The sequence below is a fragment of the Streptomyces eurythermus genome (assembly GCF_014649115.1).
Lineage (GTDB): Bacteria > Actinomycetota > Actinomycetes > Streptomycetales > Streptomycetaceae > Streptomyces > Streptomyces eurythermus.
This window is the reverse complement of sequence record NZ_BMSK01000006.1, coordinates 236,207-259,300: the sequence shown is the minus strand read 5'-3', so window position 1 is coordinate 259,300 and position 23,094 is coordinate 236,207. Positions and strand designations below refer to the sequence as shown.

21 protein-coding genes and 1 pseudogene are annotated in these 23,094 nt (G+C 74.3%); 14 read left to right on the top strand and 8 right to left on the bottom strand.

The genetic code is table 11. The features are described 5' to 3' along the window. The first annotated feature begins 1 nt into the window (after position 1). The 5 genes from IE251_RS13810 (at position 2) to IE251_RS13790 (ending at position 4,176) form a co-directional block, all read left to right on the top strand. The gene (locus IE251_RS13810; RefSeq protein ID WP_189753201.1) at positions 2-157 is read left to right on the top strand and encodes a hypothetical protein; all 156 of its coding nucleotides are present in this window, start codon (positions 2-4) and stop codon (positions 155-157) included. 66 nt (positions 158-223) lie between these two features. Beyond that, entirely contained in the window at positions 224-1,411 is a 1,188-nt protein-coding gene (locus tag IE251_RS13805; RefSeq protein ID WP_189753200.1) for a lanthionine synthetase LanC family protein, read from the top strand. A 226-nt stretch (positions 1,412-1,637) separates the two neighbouring features. Beyond that, complete coding sequence (locus tag IE251_RS13800; RefSeq protein ID WP_189753199.1) at positions 1,638-2,267, top strand: histidine phosphatase family protein; 630 nt, start codon at positions 1,638-1,640, stop codon at positions 2,265-2,267. A 158-nt stretch (positions 2,268-2,425) separates the two neighbouring features. Next, complete coding sequence (locus IE251_RS13795) at positions 2,426-3,079, top strand: response regulator (protein WP_030776243.1); 654 nt, start codon at positions 2,426-2,428, stop codon at positions 3,077-3,079. Further along, a complete protein-coding gene (locus tag IE251_RS13790) occupies positions 3,076-4,176 on the top strand; it encodes a sensor histidine kinase (protein ID WP_189753198.1) in 1,101 nt (366 codons plus the stop codon). Before IE251_RS13795 ends, IE251_RS13790 begins: the two co-directional genes overlap by 4 nt. An 18-nt stretch (positions 4,177-4,194) precedes the next feature. Here the strand turns inward: IE251_RS13790 and IE251_RS13785 are convergent, their stop codons facing one another. Next, positions 4,195-5,202, bottom strand: coding sequence for a 2-hydroxyacid dehydrogenase (locus IE251_RS13785; RefSeq protein WP_189753197.1), 1,008 nt, complete (start codon positions 5,200-5,202; stop codon positions 4,195-4,197). A 65-nt stretch (positions 5,203-5,267) separates the two neighbouring features. Then, positions 5,268-5,654 carry a VOC family protein gene (locus IE251_RS13780; protein ID WP_189753196.1) on the bottom strand — a complete coding sequence of 129 codons (387 nt, stop codon included), beginning with the start codon at positions 5,652-5,654 and terminating at the stop codon, positions 5,268-5,270. A 421-nt stretch (positions 5,655-6,075) separates the two neighbouring features. Here IE251_RS13780 and IE251_RS13775 point away from each other — a divergent pair, with 421 nt between their 5' ends. The 3 genes from IE251_RS13775 to IE251_RS13765 all read left to right on the top strand — a co-directional run bounded on the left by IE251_RS13775 (position 6,076) and on the right by IE251_RS13765 (position 7,899). Continuing rightward, positions 6,076-6,708, top strand: a complete 633-nt coding sequence (locus tag IE251_RS13775) for a DinB family protein (protein WP_189753195.1) — start codon at positions 6,076-6,078, stop codon at positions 6,706-6,708. 145 nt (positions 6,709-6,853) lie between these two features. Beyond that, positions 6,854-7,312, top strand: coding sequence for a Crp/Fnr family transcriptional regulator (locus IE251_RS13770; protein ID WP_189753194.1), 459 nt, complete (start codon positions 6,854-6,856; stop codon positions 7,310-7,312). A 134-nt stretch (positions 7,313-7,446) separates the two neighbouring features. Further along, the gene (locus tag IE251_RS13765) at positions 7,447-7,899 is read left to right on the top strand and encodes a universal stress protein (RefSeq protein WP_189753193.1); all 453 of its coding nucleotides are present in this window, start codon (positions 7,447-7,449) and stop codon (positions 7,897-7,899) included. A gap of 30 nt (positions 7,900-7,929) precedes the next feature. Here the strand turns inward: IE251_RS13765 and IE251_RS13760 are convergent, their stop codons facing one another. Next, positions 7,930-8,598 (bottom strand): helix-turn-helix domain-containing protein, encoded by a 669-nt coding sequence (locus IE251_RS13760; RefSeq protein ID WP_189753192.1) that lies wholly within the window; start codon positions 8,596-8,598, stop codon positions 7,930-7,932. 204 nt (positions 8,599-8,802) lie between these two features. Continuing rightward, a complete protein-coding gene (locus IE251_RS13755; protein WP_189753191.1) occupies positions 8,803-10,527 on the bottom strand; it encodes a sensor histidine kinase in 1,725 nt (574 codons plus the stop codon). Positions 10,528-10,708: 181 nt separating this feature from the next. On the opposite strand from IE251_RS13755, the gene IE251_RS13750 reads away from it, so the two are divergent. Next, on the top strand, positions 10,709-11,119 hold the full coding sequence (locus tag IE251_RS13750; protein WP_189753190.1) for a pyridoxamine 5'-phosphate oxidase family protein: 411 nt from the start codon (positions 10,709-10,711) through the stop codon (positions 11,117-11,119). A 36-nt stretch (positions 11,120-11,155) separates the two neighbouring features. On the opposite strand, the gene IE251_RS13745 is transcribed toward IE251_RS13750, so the two are convergent. From IE251_RS13745 to IE251_RS13735, 4 genes and pseudogenes are all read right to left on the bottom strand, one after another. Then, the gene (locus IE251_RS13745; protein ID WP_189753189.1) at positions 11,156-11,854 is read right to left on the bottom strand and encodes a response regulator; all 699 of its coding nucleotides are present in this window, start codon (positions 11,852-11,854) and stop codon (positions 11,156-11,158) included. 185 nt (positions 11,855-12,039) lie between these two features. Continuing rightward, positions 12,040-12,291: pseudogene (locus tag IE251_RS40955) on the bottom strand (ergot alkaloid biosynthesis protein); the annotation flags it as partial. 160 nt (positions 12,292-12,451) lie between these two features. Further along, positions 12,452-15,520, bottom strand: a complete 3,069-nt coding sequence (locus IE251_RS13740; RefSeq protein ID WP_189753188.1) for an amidohydrolase family protein — start codon at positions 15,518-15,520, stop codon at positions 12,452-12,454. A gap of 380 nt (positions 15,521-15,900) precedes the next feature. Continuing rightward, on the bottom strand, positions 15,901-16,797 hold the full coding sequence (locus IE251_RS13735; protein ID WP_189753187.1) for an MBL fold metallo-hydrolase: 897 nt from the start codon (positions 16,795-16,797) through the stop codon (positions 15,901-15,903). A gap of 167 nt (positions 16,798-16,964) precedes the next feature. On the opposite strand from IE251_RS13735, the gene IE251_RS13730 reads away from it, so the two are divergent. The 5 genes from IE251_RS13730 to mgtA all read left to right on the top strand — a co-directional run bounded on the left by IE251_RS13730 (position 16,965) and on the right by mgtA (position 23,078). Then, on the top strand, positions 16,965-17,393 hold the full coding sequence (locus IE251_RS13730; RefSeq protein WP_189753186.1) for a MarR family winged helix-turn-helix transcriptional regulator: 429 nt from the start codon (positions 16,965-16,967) through the stop codon (positions 17,391-17,393). A 161-nt stretch (positions 17,394-17,554) separates the two neighbouring features. After that, on the top strand, positions 17,555-18,922 hold the full coding sequence (locus IE251_RS13725) for an alkaline phosphatase (protein WP_189753185.1): 1,368 nt from the start codon (positions 17,555-17,557) through the stop codon (positions 18,920-18,922). Positions 18,923-19,164: 242 nt separating this feature from the next. After that, a complete protein-coding gene (locus tag IE251_RS13720) occupies positions 19,165-19,881 on the top strand; it encodes a hypothetical protein (protein ID WP_189753184.1) in 717 nt (238 codons plus the stop codon). Between the two features lie 202 nt (positions 19,882-20,083). Beyond that, positions 20,084-20,446, top strand: coding sequence for an ArsR/SmtB family transcription factor (locus IE251_RS13715; RefSeq protein ID WP_189753183.1), 363 nt, complete (start codon positions 20,084-20,086; stop codon positions 20,444-20,446). Further along, positions 20,439-23,078 (top strand): magnesium-translocating P-type ATPase, encoded by a 2,640-nt coding sequence (gene mgtA / locus IE251_RS13710; protein ID WP_189753182.1) that lies wholly within the window; start codon positions 20,439-20,441, stop codon positions 23,076-23,078. The genes IE251_RS13715 and mgtA overlap by 8 nt, the downstream gene beginning before the upstream one ends. The last annotated feature ends 16 nt before the right edge of the window (positions 23,079-23,094 follow it).

Genomic DNA, 23,094 nt, shown 5'->3' with positions numbered 1-23,094 from the left:
CATGCCCGCACACGAAATCACCGAACTCGACACCCTGATCAGCGACCTCGAGGAGCGGATCACCGACGAGGAGCTGCCGACGGCATCCGTGTACACCCAGGGATGCAGCGGCCTGTGCACCATCGTCATCTGTGCCACGGTCGTCATCTGTGGATGACGACCCCCAGGAGCCGCCCGCCCGTGCGGGCGGCTCCGCCCCGTCCGCGACGACGTCTGGAGGACGATGCCGCACGACACGGCAGTACCGGCCGCCCCGCCGGACGAGGACGTCCACGGCCTCGCCGTCCGTTACCTGCTGGAGTGGGCCGAGGCGCCCGACCGGGGCGGACACCTCTGCGACCCCGGGATCCCGGTGCTGGCCCACCTGGTCGCGGACGACCGGGCGGCGCCCGCCGCCGTCGCCGTGTGGTCCCGCACGGCCGGCCGCGGGCCGTCCCACCCCACCCTGTACGACGGGGGCCTGGCCGGCACGCTCGTCGGTCTGCGCCTGGGCGCCCGGGTGCACCCCGGGCTGGGGGCCGCGGCGGACCGGCTCGGCGCCCACCTCGCCGGGCGCCCGCCCGGGTACCGCACCCGCGAGGTCGCGTTTCCCGACTACGACCTGATCTCCGGTCCCTCGGGCCTGCTGCTCACGCTGTGCGCGATAGAACCGGCGCTGCCCGTGCCGCGACCGCTCGCCGCGCATCTGGCGCTGCTGTGCGACGAGGAGGAGCTGGGGCGGCTGCGCGCGGGCCAGTACACGGACCACCCGCTGCTGGGCTGGATGCAGGGCCGCGTCAACACCGGTATGGGGCACGGCGTCGCCGGGCTCGTCACCGCGCTCACCGCGGCGCTGCGCCGCACCGGGCCGGACGCGGATCCGGCCGGCGATCTCGCCGAGGCGCTCGGCCGGGCCACTCGCTGGCTGGTCCGCCAGGCGTACGACGACGAGCGGGGCATCCGCACCTGGCCCGGCGCCGGTCTCGCCGAGCCGCCCTCCGCCGAGGCCAACCCCCGCCAGGCGTGGTGCTACGGCACGCCGGGGGTCGCCTGGGCCCTGTGGGACGCCGCCGACGCCCTTGGGGACCGGGCCGCCGCCGACTGGGCCGCGACCGCCTTCACCACGCTCGCCGAGCACTACGACGAGACGTTCCACCTCTTCGGCGACGCCCCCGGCGACCGGCTCGGGCTGTGCCACGGGGCCGCGGGCGTGCTGGCGGTCGCCGACGCCTTCGACCGCCACGCCCGGCTGCCGGCGGCGAGCGCGTTGAAGGACCGGCTCGCCGTTCATCTGACGGCCCGGCTGGCCGCCCGGCCGCTCGCCGAGTGGCCCGCGGACCTCCTCACCGGCCTGCCGGGGGCGCTGGCCGCGCTGCTGACCGCCGCCCACGGGGCACCACGTGGCTGGCTCCCCTGCCTGGGGCTGCGCTGACGTGGCCGGTACGGGCCGCGCCGCTCCGCGCTCCCCGGCCGGCGCTCCGTCTCTTCGCGGTGAGGTCCCGCCACCCGGCGGGGGTGGTCCGGCCACCTGCCGGATGGTTCGACCGGTGCTGCTGCCTGGAGTGTGGTGACGGGCGAGCACCCCCTGCTCGACGGGCACCTCCTGCTCACCGGGCCGGTGAGGTGCCGCTCCGTGCGGAGAAGGAGGCGGATGGCGGATGGTGACCGTGCGATTGACGATGCTGTGCGCGACCGCCACACCGGGCGGGCCGGACCGGGTCCTCGAGAACGAGAGCGTGGTCACCGCCGTGCGGGCGGCCCTGCCGCCGTACGCGCGGGCCCTGCGGGCGCCCTCGGCCCGCTGTGCGCGGATCGCCGGGGCCCTGGCGGTCGAGGCCACCCCGGAGGAGACCCTGCGGGATCTGGACTACGGCGCGTGGGACGGCCGCCCGCTGCGGGACATCGCGGCCAAGGACCCGCACGGGCTGTCCGCCTGGCTGACGGACCCCGAGGCCGCACCGCACGGCGGCGAGTCGGTCGCCCGGCTCTGCGACCGTACGGCGGCCTGGCTGACGGCGCTGCCCGGCGGCCCGGTGCTGCTCGCGATCACCGAGGCCGCGGTCATCCGGGCCGCGCTGGTCCATGCCCTGGCCGTGCCCGCCCGCGCCTTCTGGCAGCTGCGGGTGCCGTCGCTGTCGACGGTGACGCTGACGCTGCGCGAGGGCCACTGGACGGCCCGGCTCACACCGCCCCCGGTACCGCGGCGGCTGCCGCCGACGGCCGGGGAGAGCGCCCCCGGCACCCTGCCCGCCGTCCGGGAACGGCTCTGCCTCGCCGGACGGCCGTGACCTGACCGCCGCGCGGCCACCGTGCCAGGACACCGGACGGCAGCCCCGTACCGGCACGGCAGCAGGCCCGCGAAGAGGAACGGGACGCCCCCGGCGGCGCGGTCGCGCCCGGCGTGGTACGAATCGGACACAGTACTCCCACACAGGCTGGAGCACACGTGATCCGGGTACTGGTGGTCGACGACGAAGCCCTGATCCGCACGGGCTTCCAGCGCATTCTGGACGCGGCCGACGGCATCGAGGTCGTGGGGGCGGTCTCCGGCGGTCAGGCCCTGCGGGTGGTACGGGAGACGCGTCCCGATGTGGTCCTGCTGGACATCCGCATGCCGGACGTGGACGGGCTGACCGTGCTGAGCGACATCCGCCGGCTGCCGGAGCCTCCGGTGGTGGCCATGCTGACCACGTTCGACATGGACGAGTACGTGGAGACGGCGCTGCGCTCCGGCGCCGCCGGCTTCCTGCTGAAGGACACCGACCCCGAGGCGCTGCCGCCGGCGGTGCAGAGCCTGGCCCGTGGTGGCACGGTGCTGTCGCCCAAGGTCACGCGCACGGTGGTGGACGGCTATCTGAACGCGGGAGCGCAGGAGCGCCCGCCCAAGGCTCTGGAACGGCTGACCGAGCGTGAACGCGAGGTGCTCGTGCTGATCGCCGAGGGCCTGTCGAACACCGACATCGCGGCCCGGATGCACCTGAGCACCGGCACCGTGAAGGACCATGTCAGCGCGATCCTGACCAAGCTGGAGGTCAGCGGCCGGGTCCAGGCCGCCCTCCTCGCCCAGCGGGCCGGACTCCTCGCGGAGGGCACGGGATGACCCGCCGGCCGTCCCCGCTGCTCGTGGACGGCGTGGCCGTGGCCATGGCGCTCCTCGACGTGTGGGCGCACTGGGACATCGACGAGCCGGTGCGGATGGCCTGCGCGCTGGCCGCCGCGGTCGCCCTGCTGCTGCGCCGGCCGCAACCGCTGCTCACCTTCCTGCTCACGCTGCCCGCGGTCCTGCTGTCCGACGCGGTGTTCGCCTGCCTGGCCGCGCTGTACACGCTCGCCTCGCTCAGCCGTCCCCGGGCGCTGCTGGTGGTGTGCGCCCTGGCGTTCGCGGTCAGCGACACGACGTCGCTGCCGTCGCCGGAGCTGGATCTGACGCGTACCCCGACGCTGATCGCACTCGGTTACAGCGCCGCCACGGCGGCGGCGGCCGTCTTCCTGGGGCAGCTGGTGCGGACCCGTCGCGATCTGTCGCTGAGGCTGGCGGAGATCTCGGAGGCGCGTGACCACCAGCAGCTGCTGACCGCCCAGGCCGTCCTCGCCAAGGAGCGCGCGCAGCTGGCACGGGAGATGCACGATGTCGTCTCCCACCAGGTCAGTCTGATCGCCGTACGCGCCGGGGCGCTGCAGGTGGGCGCGGGCGACCCGGACACCAGGGAGGCCGCGGCGACGATCCGCCGGCTGAGCGTGCAGACGCTGGACGAACTGCGCCACATGGTCGGTGTCCTGCGGGCCTCCAGCGGTCACCCCACGGAGCTCACCCCGCAGCCGGCGCTCAGCGACATCCAGCGGCTGGCCGACAACTGCGGCATCAGGACCGAGTTGCGCATGGCCCTGCCCGACGGTCTTCCGCCGACCGTTCAGCGCGCGGTCTACCGCACGGTCCAGGAGGCGCTGACCAACACCCGCAAGCACGCTCCGGGGGCGACCGCGCACATCGATCTGAGCCATGCCGACGGAGCCGTCCGGGTCCGGGTCACCAACACGGCGCCGACCCAGCCGCCGCTGCCCCTGCCCGGGGCGCACCACGGTCTGCTGGGTCTGCGCCAGCGCGCCGAACTCCTCGGCGGCACCATGACGTCGGGCCCCACCAGTGACGGCGGCTATGAGCTGTGCGTCGTGCTGCCGGCCCAGGACACGAGGTGAGCGCACGCGTCGGGGGGTTCAGGTCGCGGCGACGAGTGTGTTGTCGCCGCTGCGGCCGGCGAGGTAGTCCTCGATGTTGGACACGGTGGTGCGGACGATCTGGCCGACGGCGTCCTCGGTGAAGTACGCCTGGTGCGAGGTCAGCAGGACATTGCTGAAGGTCATCAGCCGGGCCAGGCGTTCGTCGGTCATCACCTCCAGCGACTTGTCGAGGAAGAAGACACCGGCCTCCTCCTCGTACACGTCGAGGCCGACGCCGGTCAGCCGTCCGGCGCGCAGGGTCGCCAGCAGGGCGTCGGTGTCCACCAGACCGCCGCGGCTGGAGTTGACCAGGATGGCGTCGTCCTTCATCAGGCCCAGGGCGTCGGCGTCGACGAGGTGATGGGTCTCCGGGAGCAGCGGCACGTGCAGGCTGACCAGGTCGGCCTCGGCGAAGAGCCGCTCGCGTGGGACGTACTCCATGCCGAGGGCGAGGCAGTCGGGATTCTCCGTGATGTCCCAGCCCAGCAGCCGCATCCCGAATCCGTGGGCGATCGCGGCGAACGCGGACCCGATCTTCCCGGTGCCCACCACACCGGCCGTCCGGCCGCGCAGGTCGCGGCCCATCAGGCCGTCGAGCCGGAAGTCGAATTCGCGGGTGCGGTGCGCGGCGCGGACGATCCGGCGGTTGACCGCCAGGGCCAGGGTCCAGGCGAACTCTGCGACCGAGTACGGCGAGTAGGACGAGACACGGGCGACCGTGACGCCGAGTTCCCGGGCGGCGGTGAGGTCGATGTTGTTGTAGCCGGTGGACCGTTGGGCGATCATCCGGGTGCCGCCCGCGGCCAGGGTGCGCAGCACGCCGGCGTCCAGCGTGTCGTTGACGCCGCTGAGCACGATCTCGTGGCCGGCGGTCGTCAGGGCGGTGTCCCCGTCCAGGAAAAGCCGCAGGCAGCGCAGCTCGTGGCGCCCGGCGAACGCCTTGTCGAACGCGGCCCTGAGCAGAGGTTCCTCGTCGGAGAGAACACCGTACGCGACGATCTCCACGTGCACTCCTTCCGTCGGATCACCCTGCGGCAGGCCGCCTCGCCGGGCCCGGCGCCCCGGGGCGCTCATGTGGTGTGTACGAGCTGGATCAGGTTCCCGCAGGTGTCGTCCAGGACGGCGGTGGTGACCGTGCCCGTCTCCAGCGGCTCCTGGGTGAACCGCACGCCCAGCCGGCGCAGCCGGTCGAACTCGGCCCGTACGTCGTCCACGGCGAACGAGGCGGCCGGGATGCCGTCCTGGACCAGCGCGGTCTTGTACGGCCGCACCGCCGGGTGACCGGAGGGCTCCAGCAGCAGTTCGGTGCCGTGGGGGTCTTCCGGCGAGACCACGGTCAGCCAGCGGTCCTCGCCCATCGGGACGTCGTGTTTCTTCACGAAGCCCAGCACCTCGGTGTAGAAGCGCAGGGCCTTGTCCTGGTCGTCGACGAACACGTTGGTCAGGTGGATTTTCATGGGGTTCTCTCCGGTGGGGCGGTGGGGCGGTGGGACGACGTGGTCTTGGGCCCATCGTCCGCCATGGACGCGGGTCACGCAGGCGCCGGTCCGCATCATCGTGAACACGCATGGGCACCCTCCCCACTGGATCGACTACACAGCGTGACCATTTCGGGTCACGCCGGCCCGAAAAGGACTGACCTTGGTTCCCATGCGTCTCGCCGCTGCCCTCAGCGGTCCCGTCCTTGCTTCTCGCGCAGTTGCGGCGGGAGTACGTCCCCGCGGTGATCGCCTTCGAGGCATGCCGGCGCGCCCCGCAGTAGGCGCGGCAGGGGGGACGTCACCCGGGCGGAGCCGCGCGGAAAACCGGGCGCGGCTCCGGCCGCGGCTGTGCCAGGCTGGCGGACCGTACCGAACCGGTTCGACACAGGAGCCTGCCATGACGGTGCCGTCCCGCCTGCTGCCGCTGCTGGAGCAGTTCGACTTCGCGTACCGGCGTCTCGCCGACCGTATGACAGGGCCCCTCGTGGACAGCGGCGACGGAGCGGACACCCCGGTCGGTCCGATGACGGACGACGAGTACTTCTGGGAGCCGGTGCCGGGCTGCTGGTCGGTGCGGCGGCGCGAGGACGGGCCGGGGCCGCGCGCCACGTCCCTGGCGGGCGCGGGTGACTGGGGACGCGACGCCGCCGCCTACCCGCACCCCTGGCCGCCGCCCTTCACCACCATCGCGTGGCGCCTGAGCCACCTCGGCGAGATGCTGACCCTGCGCGCCGACCACACCGTCGGCGACCGGCGGCTCACCCGGGACGACTACCGGGTCGGCGGGGACGCGGCGACCGCGACAGCCGCCTTCGGCAGCGGCGCCGAGGCCTGGCGGAAGGCACTGCTCAGCGCCGACGACACCGCGCTCGACACGGTCGGGTACTGCGCCTATCCGCACGGCGGCGATCCGGAAGAGCCGTTCCTCGACGTCGTGTGGTGGGTCAACCAGGAACTGCTGCACCACGGGGCCGAGATCGCCCTGCTGCGCGACCTCTATCAGGCCCGCGCCCGGACCGACGCCCGCTGAGGACGCCCGCAGGAGAGCGCGCCGTGGTCCGCGGGTGGGTGGGCACGGGGGCCGAAGGGCCCCGGCGGGCGGGCCGGGCGGCCCGTGGTCGTGGGGGCTGGAGCGGCCCAGGCTGGGGGCAGACCACACGAAGGGAGCCGGTGTGATGACCTCCGCCACGACCATGAACGCGGCACTCCCCGCCGAGCACCGCGCACGGCTGATGCGGACCGCCAGTGAGGTGTCCTTCGCCGCCGGGACCCGGCTGTTCGAGGAGGGCCGGCGTGCCGACCGGCTGTGGATCGTCCGCACCGGCACGGTCGCCCTCGACCTCCACGTGCCCGGCCGGCGTCCCGCCGTCGTCGCCTCCCTGGGACACGGTGAGCTCGTCGGCTGGTCCTGGTACCACCCGCCGTACCTCTGGCACCTGGGCGCCGAGGCGATCAGTCCGGTGCGCGCGTGGGAGTTCGACGGCGGGACGGTCCGGGCCATGTGCGCCGAGGACCCGGAGTTCGGCCGCGCGATCGCGGGCTGGGTGGGCCGGGTGCTCGTCGAGCGGCTGCTCGCCTGCCGCGTCCGGCTGCTCGACCTGTACGCCCCCTACGGCAGCGGAAGCCTGGTCTGACCGCGCGGCGCCGTGCGAAGGGTGCTCACTCCTCGTGCTCGCCGCCGCGCGGCGGAGGTGACTTCCCGGCTGGCACAGTTCCGTCGTCCCGGGCAGCGTGGAGAGTACCGACAACGACTGCTGGTGAGGTGGCCATGCAACCCCCTGAACCGAAGGCCCGCGTGGTCGCGGGCGTGGACGGCTCCCCGACGTCGTACGCGGCGCTGCGCTGGGCGGCGCGGTACGCGGAGATGGTCGGCGGTTTCGTGGAGGCCGTGTGCGCCTGGGACACCCCGTCGGCCATCGGCTGGACCGGGCCCGCGATCGACCCCGAGTTCGACCTCGAGCAGGCTCAGGAGCGGTTCGCGGAGGAATTGCGCGCGGTCTTCCCGGACAAGCGGCCCCCCGGTATGCGCGAGATCCTGGTGGAGGGCGACCCCTCGGACGTGCTGATCGCGGCCTCGGAGGGGGCGGAGATCCTCGTCGTGGGCCGCCGGGGGCGGGGCGGCTTCGCCCGCGCGATCCTGGGCTCCGTGAGCCTGCGCTGTGCCCAGCACGCGGCCTGCCCGGTGGTCGTCGTCCGGGAGGACCAGGTTCGGCCCCGCTGATCCCGGCTGATCCGGACCGGGGGCCGTCGGCTACCAGGTGTCGATGCGGCGGCCGGTCAGCGCGCTCATCCCGATCCGCACCCACACATCGCGTTCCCCGCCGGCCCAGGGCGCGCTGTAGGCCCGCTCGGCGAGATGGCGTACGGCGTCGGGGTCGGTCACCTGTTCGGCGGTGCCGTGCACGACGACGCTCCACCCCTGGCTGAGCGCGTCGTCCAGGCGGTCGACCTCGAAGGCCACCTCCCGGTCGAGTCCTTGGAGGGAGACCGTCCCGGCCTGCGTCCTGAAGACGATGGTGTCGTCGATGACGCTGTAGTTGACGGGGACGACGACCGGGGCGGCCTCGGTGGACACCGCGATCCTGCCCACACCGTGCGTCGACAGCAGCCGGCGGCAGTCCTCCTCGCCCAGCTCGGTGAAGCGGGGTGCCCGGGCGGCCTGCCCGAGGCCGGCCGGCAGGTCGACGTGTCCGCCGCCGAGCTCCGTGGCGCTGGTGCGCAGGGCGCCGGCGAGACGGAGCAGCGTGCCGGCTTCCGGCGCGGCGGTGCTGTGCTTCTCCAGGTGTTCGATGTAGGCCGGGGCCATGGCCGCGCGGAACGCCAGCTCCTCGACGGTGAGGCCCAGTTCCCTGCGGCGCTGTTCGATGCGGCGCCCGAGGTCGCCCTGCGGCAGCCGCCCCGGTGGTCTCTCTTCGGCCATGGTTCCTCATTCCTCGGGATTCCTCGGGCTGCGAACCGTCGCCCCGTATGTCCACCATGACCGATGCCACCGGGCCGGGCCCGGCCAAACGGCCTCCGGCCCCGGCGGGCTACGGCCGTTCGGGCCCCGCGCTGCTCCGCTCGGGCGACCCCGGACGACGGCCGCCGTCCGGCACCGGGCCCCGGTCGCACACGGCCCGGGGCGCTACTCCCGCAGGGGCGCGTGCCAGACCAGCCGGGTTCCCCCGCCCTCCGGGCAGCCGAGTTCCAGGTCCCCGCCGAGGCTCCGGGCGCGTTCCGCCATGTTGCGCAGGCCGCTGCGACGGCCGTCGGGCGGGATGCCGACGCCGTTGTCGGTGACCGTGAGCCGTACCTCGGTGCCGTCGGTCTCCAGGGCCACGTCGGCGCGGTCGGCGTGGGCGTGCCGGGCGATGTTGGCGAGGGACTCGGACAGGACGGCCACGACGTGGTCGGCGGTCTCCCTGGGCACATGGGTGTCGAGCAGGCCCTCCATCCGGACGCTGGGCGCGAATCCCAGCACCGGTGTCGCCTCGCCGGCCACGCGTACCGCGCGGGCGCGCAGCCCGGGTGTCTCGTCGCGGTCGTCGGCGCGCAGGCCGAAGATGGCCGACCTGATGATCTTGATGGTCTCGTCGAGGTCGTCCACGGCCCGGCGCACCCGCTCGGCGGCCTGGGGGTGCTGGATGAACCGGTCCGCGCTCTGCAGCGTCATGCCCGTGGCGAACAGCCGCTGGATGGCCAGGTCGTGCAGGTCCCGGGCGATCCGGTCACGGTCCTCCAGCAGTGCGATCTGCTCGGCGTCCCGGCGGCGCTCGGCGAGTTCCATGGCGACGGCGGCCTGCGCGGCGAATCCCCGCAGCAGTTCCGTCTCCTTGTCGGAGAAGTCCCCCGCGCCCGTCTCGCGGGCCAGCAGGACCACGCCCCGGACCCGGTCCTCCCGGCCGATCGGGACGGCGACGGCCGGGCCCAGTCCGGCGAACCGTGGCGGGCCCGCCGTGACCCGCTCGTCGCGTGCCACGTCCGGGCTGGTCACGGGGGCGCCCAGGGCGAAGGCCCGGCCGGTGAGGGTGCCCTCCACGGGCAGCACGAGGCCGCGGTGGGCGTCGGCCTGCCGGCCGATGGCCAGCTCCACCGCGAGCGCGTCGGCGTCCTGCACGGGGGTCGCCACGGCGGCGAGCGCCGAGCCGCTGATGTCCCGCGCCCGCTCGGCGATCAGCGCCAGCGCCTCGGGCTGGTCCGCGCCGGACATCAGGCTGCTGCTGACCTCCGCGGTGGCCGCGAGCCAGCGCTCCCGCAGCCGGGACTCCTCGTACAGCCGGGCGTTGTCGATCGCCACGCCCGCCGCCACGGCCAGCGCGGACACCAGCGACTCGTCGTCCTCGTCGAATCGCAGCCCGCCGCGTTTCTCGGTGAGGTAGAGGTTGCCGAAGACGCGGTCGCGGGCGCGGATGGGTACGCCGAGGAAGGTGTTCATCGGCGGGTGGTTGGGCGGGAAGCCGTACGACGCCGGGTGCTCGGAGAGTTTGTCGAGCCGCAGCGGCTCCGGGTGGCGGATCAGTTCGCCGAGGATGCCGTGGCCCTCGGGGTAGGGGCCGATGCGGGCGATGTCCGCCGCGTCGACGCCGTAGGTGATGAACGCCGAGAGCCGTGTGCCGCCGGTGCCGATCACGCCGAGCGCCGCGTACTCGGCTTCGGCCAGGACCGCCGCCGCCTCCACGATGCCGCGCAGCACCTGCTCCAGGTCCAGCTCGCGGCCGACGGAGACCACGGCCTCCAGCAGGGTGTGCACCTTGTTCTGGGTGCCGCGGGCGGCGTCCAGGCGGGCCTGCAACTCCTCCAGCAGCTCGTCCAGTCTCAGCTGCGGCAGCCGTACGACGCGTGCCGCACCAGTGCCCTCGGAGCCCTCCACCGCCGTTCCTCCCCGAACTCTCGCCCCGCGCGCGGCCGCCTCGTCCGGGATCACCGTAGCGGCCGGGGCCGGGCGGGCGTGGCCCGGGGTCGGGCGGTACGCCGGCGGCAGCGGTTTCCGGACGCGCGGGCAGGGCCTATCGGCCCTACCCCCCGCGGTCGCCCGCGTCCACGATGGCCTGGTGCTTCATGACGTCGACTTCCACGCGCTCGGCAGACAGGCCTGCCTGCGCCTGCTGGGCCGGGTGCGGGTCGGCCGGATCGTGTACACCAGGCGGGCGCTGCCGGCCGTGCTGCCGGTCAACTTCCGCTTGGACGCGGACTCCTCCGTTGTGCTGCGGACGTCGGCGGGCTCGGACCTGGTGCGCGCGGTCGACGGTGCCGTGGTCGCCTTCGAGGCCGACGAGTTCGACGCGGCGGCCCGCAGCGGCTGGAGTGTGGTCGTCACCGGCCGGGCCGTCCTGGTGACGGACCCGGCCGAGCGGGAGCGCCTCGCGCGGCGCGGCCCGGACTCCTGGTTGCCCCTGCGGGACGGGGTGTTCGTCCGTATCGCGCCGGACTTGGTCACCGGCCGCCGGCTGTCGGGGATGTGACCGGCCGGGCACCGCCCGGGGCCGCGAGCCGTCGGCCTATGACCGGTGTCCGTCGGCGCGCGGGCGGCTCCGGACCTGGGTGGCGATGACGGCCGCCTGGACCCGGCGTTCGACCCCGAGCTTGGCGAGCAGGCGCGAGATGTGGTTCTTCACCGTCTTCTCGGCCAGGAACAGCCGCCGGCCGATCTGCCGGTTGGTGAGTCCCTCTCCGATGAGGGCCAGGATCTCCCGCTCCCGCTCGGTCAGTCCGGGCAGGGCGTCCGGTCCGGCCTCCTCCTCCCGCCCGTCCCGCAGTCTGCTCAGGAGCCGGGTGGTGGCGCTGGGGTCCAGCAGCGACTGCCCGCCGGCCACCGTGCGCACGGCGGAGACCAGGTCCGAGCCCCGGATCTGCTTGAGGACGTACCCGGACGCGCCCGCCATGATCGAGTCCAGCAGCGCCTCCTCGTCGTCGAACGAGGTCAGCATCAGACAGGCCAGCTCCGGCAGGTGCGAGCGCAGTTCCCGGCAGACGGTCACCCCGTCGCCGTCCGGCAGGCGGACGTCGAGGACGGCCACGTCGGGGCGCAGCGCGGGGACGCGCGCCAGGGCCTGTGCGACGGTGGACGCCTCGCCGGCCACCGTGATGTCCGGCTCGTCGTCCAGCAGGTCGCGCACCCCGCGCCGGACCACCTCGTGGTCGTCGAGGAGGAAGACCCGGATCGGGTTGCCGGGTCCGGTCTGCGCGCGCTCCGCCATGGTAACTCCCTGTCACATACGTGGTTCTCCTCGCCGATCCTGGTCCCTTCCGGGACCGGGGAACAGGGCCGTCCGGCCCTTTCGCGCGCGGTCCCGCTCATCCTCCCAGGGTCAGCTCGCGTTCCGCGACGTCCCGGAAGCCGTGCGGCGGGCGGCCGGTGGCTCACGGGACGGCCGGTGACCTCGATGACGACGGCGGCGATGCCGTAGGCGTCGACGAACCCGCCCCGGCCGTTTCCGGCGGCGGTGTGGATCACGCCGTGCTCACGGATGCTCGGGGCGTGCGTGGGGGCGCCGGTGAAGTTCTGCATGAACCAGGAGGGGCGCGGTACGGCCCACTGGTCGAACAGCTCGGGCAGGGCCTGGCGCCCGGTCCCCACGCCCGGCCCGCCCGCGGGGATGGCCGAGGAGCTGAGCGGCACGGTGCGGCGCACGCCGTGCTTCGTCGGCGCCGACCGGGGCTTGGGCCGGGCGGACCGCGCGCTCGCGCAGCGCGGGCTGCGGCTCTCGCACGCCTGGGTGCTGGAGCAGTTCCGCGGCGCCGGGTTGCGGGTGGCGCACGAGCACGGCGGGCCTGGGGCATGCGGACGGTGGTCCTCAAGCGGGCGTCGTGACCGCGCCCCGTACCGCGTCCAGGAGGTCGCTCTGGTAGTGGGCGATGCCGTCCCGGAGCACCAGCGGGGTGCGCGGGAGGCTGCCGAAGTCGGTGAAGGGGTCGCCGTCGACGACGGTCAGATCCGCGATCTTTCCCGGCTCGACGGTGCCCAGATCGTCCTCGACGCCGAACAGCCGCGCGGGGGCGGCGGTGGCGCACAGCAGGGCCTGGGCCGGGCTGAAGCCGTGGGCGTGCAGGGCGCGCAGGGCCAGGTGGAGCGAGAGGCCGGCCGGGACCAGGGGCGCGTCCGTGCCCACCGCGAGCAGGGCGCCCTCGGCGGCGAGGCGGCGGTAGGCGGCCATCTCGGTGGCGAGGGCCCGCCGTTGCTCGTCGGTGGGCGGTGTGCGGGCGCGTTCACGGACGGTGGTGACGTCCCAGGGCGGCATGAGGGTGGGCACCCGGGGGTCGTCGGCCAGGGCGGGGTCGGCGCCCAGCAGGGCCTGCGCGGTGAACGGGGTGGCGATCAGGGCGAAGCGGCCGTCGGCGTACTGCTGGACGAGGTCCTGGTGGATGTGGCCGGTGGGGGTGGTGGCGTGGCCGTAGGGCAGGCGCTGGGTGGCCTGCAGATGGGTGGTGAGGTCCTGTCCGGCGGCCCGGCCCGGTGCGCACAGGTGGCTGCCGCTGGGCACCCCGAGCCGGTGGGCGGCGTCGGCCGCCTGCGCCATGACCTGCCCGGAGGCGCGGACGTAGGTCTTGACGAAGTCGACCTTCAGGGCGGTGGCCCGCTCCAGGGTGCGCCGCACCCCGGCGGCGGTGCGGTGGGCGCGGCCCATGGCGTACGCGGTGCGGGCGCCGTCGATGAGTTCGGCGCAGGCCAGCAGGCGCGGGCCGGTGCTGTGCCCGGAGGCGAGGGACTCGCGCAGCCGGACCGCCTCGTACAGGGACGCGCCCATGCAGGCCATGGTGGTGATGCCGTAGGCGAGTGCGGTGAGGCTGTGCCGGGCGCCGTAGGTGGCGCTGTAGGGGTGGGTGTGGCTGTCGAACAGGCCGGGCAGAACGGTGTGCCGCGAGGCGTCCACGGTGCGGTGTCCCGGGCGGCGCGGGCGGTGGGGTTCGACCGCGGTGATCCGGCGGCCGTCGGTGAGGATGTCGACGTCCCGGCGCGGGGCGGTGCCGGTGCCGTCCCACAACTGCCCGGCGTGGACGCGCAGTCGCCCCCGGTCGCCGGCCGGGCGGTGGGTGAGCGGCACGGACAGCGTACGGGGCCCGGACCGGGCCGGGTCCAGGAGACGGAGCCGGCCCGAGGACAGGTAGAGCAAGGTGTTCGTCTCGCGCGCCCAGGTGGGGTGGTCGGCCGGTTCGCCGGTGAGCCGGCGGGCGGGACCGGTCGGGGTGCCGTCACCGGTGACGGGCAGCAGCCAGAGCATCGACTCCGCGACCAGCGCCAGCCAGCGGCCGTCGGGCGACCACGCGGGGCCGGCGGCGGCGCGGTCGGACAGGGACTGGTGCGCGGCGGGCAGGTGCCGCCGCTCGGTGCCGGTGCGGGTGTCGAGGACCCGGATCAGGTGGTAGCCCTCGCGGAAGCGGTGGTTGAGCCGGTTGCGGTCGCAGAAGGCCACGTACCGTCCGTCCGGTGACCAGGTCGGGGCGCCGGGCGGACCGTCGGCGGCCAGCGGCCGGGCCAGCACCCGCTCCGCGCCGGTGGCGAGGTCGCGCAGCAGCAGGTTGCCCCGGGTGTCCTGGCAGGCGAGGCGGGTGCCGTCCGGGGACGGCGCCGGATACAGCCGGCCCGGTCCGGTTACCGGCTCGTCGTGCCCGCTGTCCAGGTGGAGCCGGCGTACGGCCGTCAACCCGTCCCGGTCGGTGCAGTACAGCAGGCTCCGCCCGTCCGGCGCCCAGGCGGGCATCTGCACATGATGGACGGCGGCGGCCTGGAGCACCTTGCGGGGCGTCCCGCCGACGGGCAGCACCCACAGGGCGTTCAGCGCCACGAAGGCCACGCTGCCGCCGTCGGGCGCGAGGGCGGGCAGATGGATGCCGCGCACCGGTCCCGCCGCCTCCGGGGAGAGCGGCCTGGGGCGCCGCCGAGGTCGCGGCACCGGCATCCGGGCGGTGAACGGGATGTCCCGCACCGAGCCGGGTGCGCCGAGGGTACGGAGGCGGAGCCGGCCGTCGGCGACGTACAGGAGCCGGTCGTCGCCGAGCCAGCACGGCGGTGCCGCCGCCAGGTCCTCGCCCTCGGTCACCGCCCGGCCGTCCACCAGGAGCGTGGCCCGCGCGGCCGGCAGGGACGGGGAGCCCGTGGTGCCGGACAGGTGTAGGCAGGCGATCCGGCCCGAGGGCGACACCGACGGGCACAGCAGCCGGCCCTCCCCCACCCTGTGGAGCACCTCCCCGGGTCCTCCGCCGGTGGGTACGCGGACCAGCGCCAGGCCGCCGTCGCTGCCGCCGTCGGGCGTGTGGGCGGCGCGGACACACACCACCGAGCGTCCGTCCGGCCACCAGACCGGGTCGCTGTCCTCGTAGGCGCCGCCGGTCAGCCGCTCGGCCCCGCCGCCGTCCGCGTCCGTCGTCCACAGTCCGAACGAGGCACCGGTCACCGGGTCCCCACCGCGCTCGGACGCGAAGACCAGCCGGCCGCCGTCGGGTGACCAGGCCACGCCCCGGTCGTCCCAGGGGCCGTCGGTGACCTGGCGCAGCCCGCTGCCGTCGGTGCGCAGCGTCCACAGGTGGAAGCCGCCGCCCCGGTAGCCGCCCACCGCCAGCCGTCCGCCGTCGGGGGACAGGACCGGGCGGGTCGCCTCCAGGTCCCAGTCGGTGATCCGTACCGCCTCCCCGCCCTCCGGCGGCACCCGCCACAGGACGCCTTGCACCTCGGCGATCAGCACGGACCCATCGCGGGAAGAGGTCACCGATCCACCGGTCACCTCGCGGTAAAGCAGAGTTCGCCGCCCTGCGGCGGCGGACGCGGCCATGGCCGGGGCCGCTGCCGGGACCGCGACCGCCGTCAGCCCGGCGGCGGACGCCCGCAGCAGGTCCCGGCGGCCGACCCGGCCGTGATCCGTCGTCATCGCTCTCCTCACCGGCTCACCGAGCGGCCGTCCCCAGCGCACCGACACGGTCGGCGGGCGGCACGGCCGGGTCCATGGTGGCGGGTACCTGGGCCGCATGCGGGACGGCGCGCGGGACTTCGGGGCCGGCCGGCGGATCGCGGTGCGTCGTCGTACGGGTGGCACGAGCCGCGCCCAGGCGGAACCCCCGGCACCCTCGCGGAGCCGCGCCCTCGCCGACCGCCCGCACCTTCGCCGCCCACCCGCGCCCGCGCGCGGTGCGCCCGCGCCCTGGGCATGCGCCCCGCCCTGCCCGTAGGTCCCCGCCTTGCCAGCGCACCCCGTCCCGCCCGTACGCCTCCGCCCTGCCAGTGCGCCCCGCCTTGTCCGCGCCCGGCGCCTCAGGCGTCCAGAGGCTGCCACGCCGGGCCGTCGCCGCCGCGCCGGACCCGGCCGAACACCACGTCGGCGAAGTGGACGCCGAAGCCGATCGTGCCGGGCTCCGCCAGCTCGGCGACAAGACGCCGGCGGTGGTCGGCGGCCCGGACGGGGTCGTGGTCGTAGACACAGGACCATTCGGGGTGGTCCACCTGGATCGGTGAGTGCAGGGAGTCGCCGAAGGCTATGAGCCGGCTTCCGCCGCCGGTGATGACGTACTCCGCGTGCCCGGCCGTGTGGCCGGCGGTGATCCGGACCCGCACGCCGGGGAAGATCTCCTGTCCGTCGGTCACCGTGCGCACGCGCGGTGCCAGCGCCGTCACGATCTCCTCGGAGAGGCCGCCGGCCGTCTCCGGCAGGTCACGCGCGGCCCATTCCGGTGCCGGTACGAGGTGGTCGGCGTGGGCGAACGCGAGCCGGCCGGTGCCCGGAGCGGGGTGGACGGCCCAGCCGACGTGGTCCGGGTGCAGGTGACTGAAGGCCACGGCCTCGATCTCCTCGGGAGCACGGCCCAGCTCGGCCAGGCTGTCCAGCAGCGCGCCGCCGTACAGCGCGCCGTTCGGGGTGTCCGGGACGGCCGGCAGGGACCGGGGGCCGAATCCCGTGTCGATCAGCAGCGCGCGGTCGCCCTGTTCCACCAGAAGGCCGCCGATGCTCGCCACGAGACACCCGGAGGCGTCCAGATACTCCGGGTGCGCGGTCCAGGTCTCCTCGGTGGTGTCCGGCAGCCAGGCGCGGGGCCTGCCCTGCACGGCTCCGTCCGGGACGAAGGACACCTTCGTGTCGCCCAGCCGGACCGAGCGGATGCCCGCGGGCCGTCGCAGCCGGTCGTCCTGGGCGAGTGCGGAGTGGGCCACCATGCGCTTCGTCTCCCTCTTCTTCGTTCCCCGGCCTCGGCCGTGGGCGCAGGACCTCGATGCCGGTCACCGTCATGTCTCCCGGTGGGCACAACACCACGATAAGCATCAAGCTAGAAACATTCAAGCTCTAAATATCCGAGCTTGATGGACTTGCTAGGATGGGACCCATGACGACGCCCCCGGAACCGCAGACCAGCGCCGAACGTCAGCTGTGCGGTCTGGTGAACGGACTGGCGCAGCAGATCGCCGAGCACGTACGGGAGAGGGCCGCCGCCCTGGGCCTCACCGCCGCCCAGGCGACCGCGCTGCGCGAGATGACCGGCCCGATGACCATGCGCGAGCTCGCCGAGCGCATGAGTTGCGAGCCCTCCAACGCCACCTTCGTCGTCGACAAGCTGGAGAAGCAGGGCCTGGTCGAGCGGTGCCCGCACCCGACCGACCGCCGCGCCAAGCAGCTCCTGCTCACCGCCGAGGGCGCGGCGTTGCGCGACCGGCTCCTCGGGCTCCTCGCCCAGGACTCACCGCTGGCCGGTCTCAGCCCACAGCAGCAAAGCACCCTTCAGGGCCTGCTGGAGCAAGCCATCACCCGGTCCTAGCGGATGACCCTACGGAGGCTGCGCACCGACGGCCGTCCGGAGGACACGCATCCGAAACCAACGCCCCACCAGGGGTTTCCACGCGATTCAACAACGGGTGATGGGCTGACGCCCGTTGACGCCCGTCCGTCCCGGACGGGATGCCCCAAGGAGTCGCTTTCATGCACAGACCGTCCCGCCGTCACCTCACCCTCGCCACCGCGCTGCTGGCGTCCACCACCGCCGCAGCCGTCGCCTTCACCACCGGCGCCGGCGCGACCGACACCAAGCAGCAGGCCGAGGACGCCATCAAGGGCGGCAAGGCGAAGAACGTCATCCTGCTGATCGGTGACGGCATGGGGGACTCGGAGATCACGCTCGCCCGTGACTACACCGTCGGTGCCAACGGCCGCCTGAACATGGACAAGTTCCCGCTGACCGGCGAGTACACCACGTACGCCGTGCACAAGGACGGCACCCCTGACTACGTCACCGACTCCGCCGCGAGCGGCAGCGGCTGGGCCACCGGTGTGAAGACGGTCAACGGCCGCATCTCCAAGACACCGGGCTCCGACAAGGCCGTCCGCACGATCCTGGAACTGGCTCAGAAGAATGGTTACGCCACCGGAAGCGTCACCACGGCCGAGCTGACCGACGCCACCCCGGCCGTGCTCGCCTCCCACGTCACCGACCGCTCCTGCCAGGGCCCGGCCGACATGGCCAAGTGCCCCGTCGACACGATCGCTGCGGGCGGCCCGGGCTCGATCGCCGAGCAGTCCGTCAACCACAAGGTGGACGTCCTCTTCGGCGGCGGCAAGCAGCGCTTCGACCAGAAGGTCACCGACGGCAGGTACAAGGGTCTGACCGTCACCGAGCAGGCGAAGAAGCTCGGCTATCAGGTCGTCACCGACGACGCCTCGATGAAGTCCGCGAAGCCGGGCAAGCCCGTCCTCGGCCTGTTCGCCTCCGGGAACGTGCCGGTCGAGTGGACCGGCAGGCCGGCCGCCGTCGGCGGCACCGACCCGCAGCGCTGCGTCACCTCCAACCCGAACCGGCCGTCCACCACGCCGAGCCTGGCGGACTCCGCCACCAAGGCGATCCAGTTGCTGGAGGCCAAGCAGCGCCAGAAGCACTCCAATAAGGGCTTCTTCCTGCAGATCGAGGGCGCCTCCATCGACAAGCAGGACCACGCCGCCGACCCCTGCGGCCAGATCGGTGAGACGGCCGCCTTCGACCGCGCGGTGAAGGTCGCCCGCGCCTACGCGGCCCAGCACCCGGACACTCTCGTCGTCACCACCGCCGACCACGGCCACACCAGCCAGATCGTCCCGCTGGAGGCCACCCCGCCCGGCCTGTCCGCCACCCTGGTGACCAACGAGGGCCAGCAGCTGAAGGTCAACTACTCGACCAACACCCCGGGCCAGTCCCAGGAGCACACCGGCACCGAGGTGCGCATCGCCGCACAGGGCCCGCTGGCCTACCGGGTGCTCGGCGTCACCAACCAGACCGACCTGTTCACCACCCTCCGCGAGGCCCTGCGCCTGAGCTGAGTGCCCTGACGGGAAACCGAGTGCCCTGAAAGGGAATAGGGGAAGGGGAGACCGAGCCACCGGTCTCCCCTTCCCTTTTCCCTTGTTCACGTTTTCCCTTCTTCACGCCCCCTCGACCGGCCGCGTGACCCGTTCTGTTGGTTGCGCAAGTTTGCGACTATGAGACGCGCCGCCCCTCGCCGCGCCGCGCCGCGACGGGTGGCGGACCTACTGTCGGCGAGCCTTCCGGACCTGGGGGATGGATGACGGACAGTGCCCCGCTCGGGCTTGAACTCGGCGGTGTGTTCGAGCGCGTACTCGACCAGGCCATAAGCCTCGGGCAGGTCGTGGAGGCGATGGAGCGGTGCGGGAGCCTCGTCGACCGCGCGGAGCTGCGTACGAGGGCGCTCGGGGCGATAAACGCGATCGCCGCGTTCGCCGACATCGAGTACCGCGAGTATCTGGCGGCCGTGACCGCGAGTTCGGGCCGGAGGAGGGGCCGACGGGCCTTCCATGACCCCGCACCGCCGTCCTGCGATCCAGGCGTGCCACCGTATGGCGCCCTGCCGTTGTCCCGCGAGCCCCGGCTGCGGACCCGTTCCGCCGGGCCGCCGTCCTCGACGTCCTCGACGTCCGCGAGGCTCGTCCTGGCCTCGCTGGGACTGGTGCTGCTGCTCTCCGGGTACGGCATGTGGTCCTCCGGTGCTCTGCCCCGCGCCGGCGAGAGCGTGCTCACGGTCTGCCTGCTGCTGGGCGTGCCGGCCGTCGGGGTGGCGATCGGTCACCTGGTCCGGCGGTCCCGGCCGGCGGCAGGCGACCGCCCTGTCGGCTCCGGCGCGGCGGCGGTCCCCTCGGACACCGTGGCCCGGGCCCGGCAGGCCTGGGAACTGGCCCTGCTGGAGCGGGGGGTGGTGCCCTTCCTCCTCGGCCGCCTCGAAGAGGCACGCCTGGGACAGCGCCGGGATCGCGCGGGACGCTGACGGGCCGGGCCCGGGAGACCCTGACAGCACACGACGACCGGAGCCCGGCAGCACACGATGACCGGTGACCTGGCGGTGCGCGATGACCGGTGACCCCGCGGCGCGTGATGGCCGGTGACCCGGCCCTTACGATGGGCGGGCCCGTGGGCGCCGGTCGCCCACGGGCCGGAATCGGAGAGGATCAGGAGAGGACAGGGGAACTGTGACGGACCGCGCCGGTGGCCTGGAGGACCCGCCCGCCGAGGTGCTGGCGGCCGCGGCCGCCGCGTTCGGGCTGCTCGCCTCGACCGCCCGACTGCACCTGATGTGGGCCCTGTCCCAGGGCGAGAGCGATGTGACCGGCCTCGCCGACCGGGTGGGCGGCGCGCTGCCCGCCGTCAGCCAGCACCTGACCAAGCTGAAGCTGGCCGGACTCGTCGGCTCCCGCCGGGAGGGCCGGCGGCAGGTCTACTACATCGACGACCCCGACGTGGTCACACTCGTACGGGTGATGGTCACGCATCTGACCGGGCCTTCCCGGTACGGCTCCGGCCGGGCGCGCGGGCTACGCGGAACCGGTGCGTGAGGCCACCGCGGCCTCCGGTCGGGACGCTGCGGGCCCGGCTCCCGGCGCCACCGCGCGGGCGGGCCGGAACCGACAAGTCGACGGAGCCCGTGCCGAGGAGCGTCCGGGGCCCGGCGTGCTGGAGGTGCTGCGCGCGCTGGAGACCGGTCCGCGCGGCCTGACGGAGGCGGAGGCCGGGCGGCGGCTGGCCCGGTTCGGCGACAACGTGCTCCCGGCCCGGCGGGAGGTTTCCTGGGCGCGGTTGTGCGTGCGCAGCCTGCGGGATCCGTTCACCGCGGTGCTGGCGTGCCTGGGGCTGGTGTCGGCGGCCGTTCTCGCCTGGGGCACGGCCTCGGTGATCCTCCTCCTGGTCGCGGTGAGCTGTGTCCTGCGGGCGACCGGGGAGCACCGGGCGGACCGGTCCACGGCCCGGCTGCGTGAGCTGGTCGCCACTACCGCCACCGTGTCGCGCCGCCCGCGGGAGGACGCGGCGCCGGTGAGCCGGGAGGTTCCGGTGGACGAGCTGGTCCCGGGGGATGTCGTCCGCCTGGGCCCGGGCGACCTGGTGCCGGCGGACGTACGCCTGCTGCGGGCCAGTGGGCTGACGGTGCACGAGTCGGCGCTGACGGGCGAGTCGGCGGCCGTCGCCAAGCACGCGGACGATCTTCCGGGCGGGACGGGGAGCGGGGTGTTCGAGCGGTCCCCGTACTGCTTCCTGGGCAGCAGTGTCGCCACCGGCAGCGCCACCGCGGTCGTCACCGCGACCGGGGCGCGCACCCGGTTCGCCGCCGCCCAGGACGGCCCGGCCGGCCGGCGGGGGGCCGGTGCCTTCGACCGGTCCGTGCACGGCATCTCGTGGATCCTGATCCGGTTCATGCTGCTCACCCCGCCGCTCGTGCTCATGGCCAACGCGGCGCTGCGCGGACGGGGCCTGGAGACGCTGCCGTTCGCCGTCGCGGTGGCGGTGGGGCTGACGCCCGAGATGCTGCCGGTCCTGGTCACCGTCTGTCTGGCCCGCGGGGCGTCGCGGCTGGCCCGCACCCGGGGCGTGATCGTCAAGCGGCTGCCCGCCCTGCACGACATCGGTGCGATGGATGTGCTGTGCCTGGACAAGACCGGCACCCTCACCCAGGACCGGCCGGTCGTCGACCGGTCGTTCGGCGCGGACGGCCGGGACGATCCCGACGTGCTGCGCTGGGCCGCCGCCAACGCGTGGTGGACGCTCCAGCTCGCCGACCTGCCCCGGCCCGACGCTCTGGACGAGGCGCTCCTGGAAGCGGATACGGACGCGCCGATGGCCTACGACGGAGTGGCCGCCGTTCCCTTCGACCCGGTCCGCCGGCTCGCCACCGCCGTGATCCGCACCCCGGGCCGGCTCGGCACGCACACGCTCGTCGTCAAGGGGGATGTCCACTCCGTCCTGGAGCGCTGCGCCCTGGACGAGGCGCAGCGCGAGCGGTACCGGGCCCTCGCCGCCCGCGCGGCCGACGAGGGTCTGCGGGTCCTGGCCGTCGCCACCGCCGAGCGCCCGGCCCGCGCCCGTGACTACACCCCGGCCGACGAACGCGGCCTCGCCTTCCGCGGCCTGGTCACCCTGCGGGACGCCCTCGCGCCCACCGCCGCCGACGCGCTGCGGGACCTGATGGACGGCGGCGTGACCGTCAAGGTGCTCACCGGCGACCACCCGGGCACCGCCCTGCGCGCCTGCCGCGACCTCGGTGTCCCCGTCCCGGCGGACGGTGTGCTCACCGCCGGCCGCGTCGACACCCTCACCGACGCCGAACTGTCCGACCTGGTCCGCCGTACGACCGTCTTCGCCCGCTGCACGCCGGAACACAAGGCCCGGATCACCCAGGCGCTGCGCGCGGGCGGACACACGGTCGGCTTTCTCGGGGACGGCGTCAACGACCTGCCCGCCCTGCGCACCGCCGATGTCGGCCTCGCCCCGCGCGAGGCCGCCGACGTGGCCCGGGAGGGTGCCGACGTGGTGCTCGCCGGGAAGGACCTCACCGCGATCGCCCACGCCATCGCCGCCGGCCGGCACGCGGGCGGCAACATCGCCACGTATCTGCGCGTCACGCTGTCCTCCAACCTCGGCAACGTGGTGGCGATGCTCTCCGCCGGCCTGCTGCTGCCGTTCCTGCCCATGCTCCCCGCGCAGGTGCTGGCCCAGAACCTGTGCTTCGACGCGGCCCAGCTCGCCTTCGCCCACGACCGGCCGCATCCGTCGGTACTGCGCCGGCCCGCCGTGCTGCGCCCTGGGGCCCTGCTGCGCTTCCTCACCGGCTTCGGGCTGCTCAACGCCATCGCCGACCTGGCCACCTTCGGCGTGCTCGCGCTCGTCCCGGACGCGGGGAGCGGGGACGACGAGACGCTCTTCCACTCCGGCTGGTTCACCGAGAACCTGCTCACCCAGGCGCTGGTCATGTTCCTGCTCCGGGGTGACCGGGGCGGCGGCCGGGGCCGTCGTCCCGGGCCGGTGTCCTGGGCGGCGCTCGCCCTGGCCGTCATCGGGCTGGCCGTGCCGCCCTCGCCCGTCGGCCCGGTGCTCGGCCTGACCGCCCTGCCACCCGTCTACTACCTCCCGCTCACCGCGGTGCTGTTGCCGTACGCGGTGGGGCTTGCGGTGCTGAGGCGGCGCCTGGACACCTGACGCACGGCGCGCTCGG